This is a genomic window from Paenibacillus sp. AR247 (genome assembly GCF_002968895.1).
GTDB classification, from domain to species: domain Bacteria; phylum Bacillota; class Bacilli; order Paenibacillales; family Paenibacillaceae; genus Paenibacillus_AQ; species Paenibacillus_AQ favisporus.
The window spans coordinates 190,799-197,874 of sequence record NZ_PCZT01000020.1; the positions used below are offsets into that span (position 1 = coordinate 190,799).

Sequence of the window (7,076 nt, forward strand, 5' to 3'; positions counted from 1 at the left end):
AGACAGTCGGAGTTTTACCAATTGGTCATCGATGCGCTGAAACGAATCTCCAAAGGTGATTTCAAGGTGGAAATTCCGGTGTTCGGTGAAAACGGCCACTGGGGCGGGATTGTGAAGGGGATCAACAACATGGCGGCCGACCTGAACAACCTGGAGCATATGCGCCAGGAGTTTATATCGAACGTGTCCCACGAGATTCAGTCCCCGCTGACTTCGATCAGCGGCTTTGCCCGCGTCCTGCGCGAGGAGAACCTGAGCCCCGGCCAGCGGGACCATTACTTGAACATTATTGAGGAGGAGAGCGTACGGCTCTCCCGGCTGTCGGAGAACATGCTGCGCCTGGCGTCGCTGGATTCCGACAAACATCCGTTTCACGCCGAGCCGATGCGGCTGGACAAACAGCTGCAGATGCTCGTTCTCGCCTGTGAGCCCCAGTGGCAGGGCAAGGACCTGGACATGTCCGTAGAGTTTGAGCCCGTGACGATCGAGGCGGATCGGGATTTGCTCAGCCAGGTCTGGGTGAATCTGCTCCATAATGCGATTAAGTTTACGCCGGAGGGCGGAACGGTCCAGGTTTTTCTCGAGGAAAGCGGGCAGGAGGCCGTCGTTCGCGTCAGGGACTCGGGCATTGGCATTTCGGCCGAGGACCTCGAGCATATTTTTGAAAGATTCTTTAAAGCGGATAAATCAAGAACCCGCTCCGGCGGGGGAAGCGGGCTGGGACTGTCGATTATTCAGAAAATCGTGCAGATGCACGGCGGCAGCGTCTCGGTCCAAAGCGCTCCGGGAGAAGGCACGGAGATGACGGTCCGGCTGCCTAAGACAGCAGACCGAGCTGCCGGGCCGTAACGAGCGCCTGGGTTCGCGAGGATACGCCAAGCTTTTCATACAGGCGGGATAAGTAGACCTTAATGGTCCCTTCCGACAACGCCAGCTCGGCGGCCATCTCCTTATTGCTCGCCCCTTGGCCGATCAGCCGGAGCAGCTCGGATTCGCTGCGGCTCAGCGGCTCGGCCGAGGCCGCCGGAGCTGCAGCCGCAGCCGCTGTTTCCTGCATGGCCACGGGGAATAGCTCCATAAGCGCGCGGACATAATCCCCGGATACTTCCCCCGGGAGCCCGGCCCCAAAGTCCTCATGGCTTCCACCGGACTCTCCGCGAATGACGACCGCCTCATACCGGCCAAGCAGCGACATCATCGGCTTGCCCTCATCCACGAAACTCCGGATATACCCGTTCTGTTCTCCCAGGAACAGGGCGGTATGGAGGTGGCGGAGGGCGGCCGTTTTTTGCCCCAGCTGTTCCTTCAGCAGCGCCTGCAGGATATGGTTCTCCACGATGCCGGAAACGAGCTGCTCGCGCTCCGATTGGGGCAGCAGATGCTCCAGAATACGCAGCGCCTCGTTCTCCTTCCGCTGCTTGCCAAGCAGGCGCACAAGCGTCATCATTTCATACTCCCGCTGAAATGTCGGCTTGTCCTTGGCGGACAGCCCCAGCCGGGCCATCAGCTTCTTGGCGGCCGGCATTTGTCCGTCCGCAAGATGCATGCGGATTTTGAATGCCGTCAGCAGATGGACCCAGGGCGCACCCCAGCCGGCAGAAGATGAGAGCGGGGCATCCAGCACTTCGTCGATGACGTCATGCGCCAGAGCGGTCCGCCCGTCCACAATGAGCAGGCGGGCCTTCATGAGCAGCATGGGGACAAGCAGTCCCGGTACGTTTAATTTTTCGGTCAGAGCTGTCATCTCCTGGAGCATTTGGCGGCAATCGCCGAGACGGTTCCATTCATAATATCCTTCAACGAGCGACTGCTTCACATAGAGATGGATGAGTGATCCCTGCCAGCCATGGGCGGCGAGCACACCCATAAACAGCGTGCCGATTTTTTCCGTGTCCGCCGACAGAACTCCTTTTAACCCCAGCGCGGTCCGTCTTACAAGAGGCTCCGTTTTGTTGTAGTTAAACATATAATAAGTCGGGTTAGCCGGGAGGATATCGTCCAGAATGGTACCGATGAAAGCAAACCAATTCGTGAAGTCTCCACTGGCGAACATCAGATTGGAACGGACGAACAGGATGCCGCTCTGCAGCTGCTTCAACCGTTCCGATTCCTTCAGCGTTTGGGTCGACGCCTCCAGTGATCCGAGTCTGGCTTCAGCCTGGCCGAAGTGCCCGGTGAGCACCAGTACGAACGCGTACAGGAGCGACAGCTCCATAGACAGCTCATAGGCTGGCGGGAATCCCTCGAACCAGCGCAGCAGGACGGAAACTTCCCCGCGCTCCAGCACGGCTGGAATATGCTGCTCGAGCAGGCGGCCCGCCTCGGCGTAATCTCCGGCAGCCATGGCGTGGTCTACGGCTTCGTCCAGCAATCCGCGGGACGCAAAGCCCCGGCTTGCCAGCCGGTTCAGACGCAACCACTCATCGGGCTGATGCCGCTTGAGGTGTTCCCGGACAAATCCGGCGAATAAATGGTGGTAGCGGAACCATTCATGCTTCAGGTCCAGTGGGATGAGAAATAAATTGAACCGGCGGGCCGCATCAAGCTTGTCCCCGCTGGCAGGGTCGCCCGTGAGCAGGCTGCATATGCCTGCATCCATCCGGTCGAGAACGGCCGTCGTCAGCACGAACGATCTCAAGTCGGCAGGAAGCTGCGCAAGTACCTCCTGAAAAAGGTAATCGGCCACATCCCGGTGGTCCCCATAGAACCCTTCGATCCATCGGTCCACATCTTCCGCCGTTCTTAAAGAGAGCGAAGCCAGCTGCAGACCGGCTGCCCATCCCTCGGTTCGTTCCGCAATCCGGTCGATCTGCCGCGGGGTCAGCCGCATGATGCCGGACTTGTGGTAGAACTGCTCGGACTCGTCCCGGGTAAACTGGAGCCTGTCGGCGTCAATAACGATGCATTCCCGCTTGGAGAGCCATTTTGATGCAGGAAAAGGTACTTCCTTGCGGCTCGCGATCGTCACATGGAGGTGGGGGGTATATAGTCGATCAGGTAAGACAAGCCGTTATGGATGCGGTCATCCTCTATCCAATGATAATCGTCCAATACGAGCTTTACAGGCTCGGACAGTCCATAAAGCTCATTCATTAACGCATCCAGGAAGGCGTCTGCCGACAGGGAAGGCAGGGCATTGGCCAGTTCCAGCATTCGCTGGGCTGCCGGGACCGGCAGGACTTCCGCCAATGCAAACGCCGCATAGCGCCAGAACCGGACCGGATCGTTGTCACGGCCGTCCAGCGCCAGCCAGGCGCAGTTGACGCCTTCGCTTCGGGCCCACTGCGTCAACAGGGTGGTTTTGCCTGAGCCGGCAGGGGCATAAATCAAGGTGAGTCTGCCATGAACTCCACCCGACAGAGATTGAAGCAGGCGTTCCCTTTCGACCAGGCCATCCTTCGGAAAGGGCAGGGTGATTTTTGTTTTTAAGATGATTGCATCGGTCCGCGTGATCATTGTATCCTCCAAATTTCCGACAAAATGGATGCCTTTTCCGTACTTTTTCTCTCATTATATAAAAAAACGGCAGATCCGTTAACTTTCGTTAATCGCCAAAGGCCTGTTCTTCGGTTAAAATATGCGCAGATCGGAAAGTGAGACGATGAGCCGGTCACCCCAGTTAACCAAACAACGCCATTCTCCCCACGCAGGGGCCCTGCTCCTGGGTCCTAGATCCCCCTCCCCCGAAACTCTGCCGCGAAGCTCCCCGGAAACCGGAAACGGCCCCCCCTGCCAGATTCCGGCGTTATGCAAAAATGCAAAAACAGCCAACCAGAGCATGCTCTGCATTGGCTGTTTTTGGTTAGGGAAGATGAATGGATTTGATATGATCCGTGTGAAGAAGGATGGTTTGGCCTCCCGCCTCGATCAGCTCTATAATATGACTGTCTACTTTTTTGAGGAGCCCGGCTTTGAGGGGAGATTCACCCAAATCGAACACGACCAGACCATTCTGGAATTTTTCAAGCTGCTGTTCCAAGTTCCGCGATAGGGCCGGTGTTCCCGGCTGCACGGGAAAATGCGAATCGCTCAAATCATAGGGGGTCATATTCGGAGGGTACGGAGACAAATATTTTACATGGTGCAGCGGGATATAGATGGTATGGTGAACAGGGGAGTAAAAAAGGAAATAATCATTCATAATGCTGGTTACATACCCATGAATCGAGCTGGCACCGCCAAGATGGATTTCCGTAAATATGCCTCTTGCATTCATCAGCATCTTGCGAAAAGAAATATGGGCATGGTCAAGAACGGGCTCTTTGTTGGCTTGAGACGAATCCTCGGCCTCCTCCATGACCTTCATGTGCTGAAGATGGTGCACTGGAGTGTAAATATATTTGTTTTCGGAGTAGAGGACCAAAATATCACTGCCGACATCAATGAGTTCACCGATGATCGGGATTTTATAGCCCGAGATCTTTAATTCTATTGTTTTTCCAAGTAGAGAACGGATGGACTCCATAGCTTGCCTCCTTTCATATGACATATTGAGTCCAGAGATAAAGGCTGGCGAGGCTGACGATTAGACCGACAGGTATCACAATGAACGTAACGCGCATATACTGCTTCCATGTGATATGAATTTTGCTGCTTCTTAACATGAACATCCATATCAAGGTAGCGAGGGTTCCGACGGGCGTCAACAGCGAACCGATGTCGCTTCCGATAATCGTTGCCATATAAGCGAGATGGACATGCTGCGGATCAAGTCCCATGCCGAGCACCGCTAAGGTTCCGATCATGACGGACGGCAGGTTATTCACGATATTGGACAACAGGGTCAGCAAAAGTCCGAATGCGGCGATCAGACTGGCTTCACCCATGCCGGCAAAAGGTTGTAATCCGTTGATTAAAGCGGCGGTTAACCCGGCGTTATCCAGGCTTTTGACGATAATATAGATGCTGAAGGCGAACAGCAGGATATGCCAGGGTGTCTTCGTGACGATGTCCTTGACCCCTGTTTTGGTCCGAAACCAGCGGACGAAAACGATGAGGGCAGCCCCGGTGATTGCGACATACTCGAGCGGTATACCCAAGCTTGCTGCTAGAAAAAAACCTGCCCGGAAGAGGACTACGATGCAGAGGCTGACACGAAACAGCCACCAGTCGATTTGGGTTCGGGATTCGGTTGGCTGTTGAAGCGGGTGTATGTTAACCAATGAATAATCACGGGCGGGGTAACGGGAGATGGTAACGGGTATCTGTTTGCGGAAATAAAGGTAGAGCAGCATGGCGATCGTTGCGATCCCGATCATGGAGGGGACGAACATAATTAGGGTATAGCTGTTCAGGTCCAGGCCTACGATATTAAGCGCAATGAGATTCGCGAGGTTGCTCACGCCGATCGGTGCGCTGGATGCCGTTGCGATGAGTGCGCCGGAAAGGAGATACGGTATTTTTTGATGCGGCTTTAATTTCAGCATCGAGCAGATTTGAATAATGATGGGCGTTGTGATCAGGATGCTGCCATCGTTATTAAAGAAAATCGTCATTAGGAAGCAGAGCAGGATCACGTACCAGAACAGTTTTCGGCCGGAACCGTTTACCCGTTCAATCAGGTTGAGAGCAACCCAGCGAAAAACACCGACGCTGTCCAGCACCAGGGACATCACGATTGTAGACAGAATCGTCACAGCGGCTCCGGAAACGATGTTGAAAATGGTGATCAGGTCCGTTAAAGGGACGACCCCGGCGGCGAGCAGAATAAATGCTCCGGCGGTTGTTGAAATGGATTCGTTGATTCCGCGGGGACGCCACATCAAGAAAATGACGGTGATGGCAAATACGCCGACTGTTAGCCACATTTGGTAGTCAGACATTTACTTTGACTCACCTCCCAGGGGGAGAACACTGGATACTGGCTGAATGACTGGATCTACGGTCCGTGTAGCTTTTCCTGGACGAATCATCCAGTATAACGGGATTCCGGCAATTAAAACTGCAATAAATACATACATGGTTTATTCCCCCCTTTGTGGATTGGATTCAACGCGAAAGGTCTATTTGGTTGAATGCAGTCATGGCTTATTTACTGATTTTGCGCTTGCGCACCGTACGTTTAATCGTTTTGGTCTTTCTCCAGGATCTGTTAGCCCATTCCATGGCTCCTCTTGTCAGATTGCCTTTGGTATGGTTGCCGCGGGTTTGGTTACCTCTGGTTTTGTTGCCACGAGTTTGATTACCGCGGGTTTGGTTACCTTTGGTTTGGTTACCTTTGGTTTGGTTGCCTTTGGTTTGGTTGCCGCGAGTTTTGTTACCTCGAGTTTGATTACCACGGGTTTGGTTACCTTTGGTTTGATTACCGCGGGTTTGGTTGCCTTTGCTTTGGTTGCCTTTGCTTTGGTTACCTTTGCTTTGGTTACCTTTGCTTTGGTTGCCTTTGCTTTGGTTGCCTCCAGACTGATTGATCAGCTCGATGAGCGTGCCCTTCCGGGTCATCACCGAGGTAAAGGAAGCGACCAGCAGAAACAGAAGCAGGTAGCCCCGGCCGTCCAGCAGTATGGCTTTTCCCGGCAGGTAAAAGGGCAGCCCGTCGACGATCGCCAGCATCGAGGCGGAGATGAGCAGGATCAGCTTCGAGAACACGGCACCGACGATGATCCCGGCGATAATGGCGGCGGCGCCGATCGCGATATTTTCAATAAAAAGCATCCGGTTCAGCTGTTTGCGGGACATGCCGAGCAGGAGCAGAATGCCGAATTCCTTTTTGCGCAGCTTGATAAACGAAGACGCCGAGTACAGCAGGAAAAAGAACGAGAAAATGAACACGATACATTGGGACACCCGCAGCCCCATCGTGCCGAGCATGCTCAGCGTTCCGCTGGAAGACACGATGTTTCCCTTCAGGTCGGGATGAAAGAGCAGCAGGGCATAGATGAAGAAAATCATGACTGAAAAGGCGCTGCTCAGAAAATGGGCGACGTACGCCCGCTTGTTCCGGAAGACGTTATTAAAGGCGAACTGGCGAAAATTCATGTCCGTTCCCTCCCAGCAGCGACAGCACGTTGATGATCTTTTGGTAGAACGCCGCGCGGTTATCCCCCGTCATGGATTTCGTTGTACAGCTGGCCGTC

At 54.2% G+C, this 7,076-nt stretch carries 5 protein-coding genes and 2 pseudogenes; 1 reads left to right on the plus strand and 6 read right to left on the minus strand.

Annotation, left to right across the window (positions count from 1 at the left end):
- The coding region (locus CPT76_RS28010) for a sensor histidine kinase (RefSeq protein WP_105445214.1) at positions 1-849 on the plus strand (849 nt) is incomplete at its 5' end.
- Here the strand turns inward: CPT76_RS28010 and CPT76_RS28015 are convergent.
- From CPT76_RS28015 to CPT76_RS40685, 6 genes and pseudogenes are all read right to left on the minus strand, one after another.
- Positions 818-2,968 carry a winged helix-turn-helix domain-containing protein gene (locus CPT76_RS28015; RefSeq protein WP_258168862.1) on the minus strand — a complete coding sequence of 717 codons (2,151 nt, stop codon included), beginning with the start codon at positions 2,966-2,968 and terminating at the stop codon, positions 818-820. The genes CPT76_RS28010 and CPT76_RS28015 overlap by 32 nt on opposite strands.
- Complete coding sequence (locus tag CPT76_RS40680; RefSeq protein ID WP_258168863.1) at positions 2,965-3,456, minus strand: AAA family ATPase; 492 nt, start codon at positions 3,454-3,456, stop codon at positions 2,965-2,967. Before CPT76_RS40680 ends, CPT76_RS28015 begins: the two co-directional genes overlap by 4 nt.
- A gap of 346 nt (positions 3,457-3,802) precedes the next feature.
- Positions 3,803-4,465, minus strand: coding sequence for a DUF2642 domain-containing protein (locus CPT76_RS28020; RefSeq protein WP_105445215.1), 663 nt, complete (start codon positions 4,463-4,465; stop codon positions 3,803-3,805).
- Between the two features lie 13 nt (positions 4,466-4,478).
- Positions 4,479-5,822: an arsenic transporter gene (locus CPT76_RS28025; protein WP_105445216.1), complete on the minus strand. Its 1,344-nt coding sequence runs from the start codon at positions 5,820-5,822 to the stop codon at positions 4,479-4,481.
- A 586-nt stretch (positions 5,823-6,408) separates the two neighbouring features.
- Positions 6,409-6,978 (minus strand): annotated as a pseudogene (locus tag CPT76_RS28030) (FtsX-like permease family protein); the annotation flags it as partial.
- Positions 6,953-7,076: pseudogene (locus CPT76_RS40685) on the minus strand (bacitracin ABC transporter ATP-binding protein); the annotation flags it as partial. The pseudogenes CPT76_RS28030 and CPT76_RS40685, both read right to left, overlap by 26 nt.

Coding starts and splice junctions, on each gene's coding strand:
- CPT76_RS40680 (WP_258168863.1), bottom strand. CDS start 3,456: ATGATCACGCGGACCGATGCAATCATCTTAAAAACAAAAATCACCCTG.
- CPT76_RS28020 (WP_105445215.1), bottom strand. CDS start 4,465: ATGGAGTCCATCCGTTCTCTACTTGGAAAAACAATAGAATTAAAGATC.
- CPT76_RS28025 (WP_105445216.1), bottom strand. CDS start 5,822: ATGTCTGACTACCAAATGTGGCTAACAGTCGGCGTATTTGCCATCACC.